The sequence below is a fragment of the Pseudomonas aegrilactucae genome (genome assembly GCF_019168305.1).
In the GTDB taxonomy this organism is placed as follows: Bacteria; Pseudomonadota; Gammaproteobacteria; order Pseudomonadales; family Pseudomonadaceae; genus Aquipseudomonas; species Aquipseudomonas aegrilactucae.
This window is the reverse complement of the sequence record NZ_JAHTBI010000146.1, coordinates 1-877: the sequence shown is the minus strand read 5'-3', so window position 1 is coordinate 877 and position 877 is coordinate 1. Positions and strand designations below refer to the sequence as shown.

Sequence of the window (877 nt, the reverse complement as noted above, 5' to 3'; positions counted from 1 at the left end):
ACGATGCGGCCGGGCAACTGACCGATATCCAAGACAGCCGGCGCGGTCACCTGGCCTACCAGTACGATCCGGTGGGGGCGGCTGTTGCAGGGCGACCAGTCGTTTGGGGGGTGGAAACCTTCGCGTTCGATCCGGCTGGCAACCTGCTGGATGACAAGGCGCAGCAGATGCAGCGTCCGCTGGACCAGGACCCCAAGCGCAACAGGTTGATGGACAACCTGCTGCGTGAATATGCCGGTACGCACTACGCCTACGACGAGCGCGGCAACCTCATCAATCGGCTGCACAACGGCGTACGTGCGCAGTTCACCTGGGACCTATTCGATCGGCTGAGTAGTTACAGCGATGACAAGCTCCAGGTCGACTACAGCTACGACGCGCTTGGCCGTCGTTTGCACAAACACTCGGTTGCGCATTACTCGAACAGGGCGCAGGCCGGCACGGGCTGGAATCAGCTGGAGCGGGCCAAGCGTCAGCGCGAGCTGGAGTGCGGTTTTACGCTGTTTGGCTGGGACGGCGACACGCTGGCGTGGGAAAGCTCACCGCCGCGTGATGAGGGCGATACCGGGCGCACGGTGCATTACCTGTATGAGCCCGGCAGTTTCGTACCGGTGGCGCAGGCGCTGCGCAAAGGGCCGGTGCGGCTGCACAAGCAACCTGACTGGAGCCAGCGCAGCTACGACTTCGACCAAGATCCGTTGTGGCAAACGCACATGGAACCACAGGCGTTGGATGCGATTGCGTGGTATCAGTGCGATCACCTGGGCACGCCGATGGAACTGACCGACCACAATGGGGCGGTGGCGTGGACGGGGCAGTACAAGGCGTGGGGTGAGGTACGAGAGGAGCGCTCGGGCTGGGCGAAGCAGATTGGGCT

Annotated in this window: 1 protein-coding gene; it reads left to right on the top strand. The window is 63.1% G+C overall.

Going from position 1 to position 877, the window contains the following annotated elements; translation table 11 throughout:
• The coding region (locus tag KUO17_RS26020; RefSeq protein WP_217978420.1) for an RHS domain-containing protein at positions 1-877 on the top strand (877 nt) is incomplete at both ends.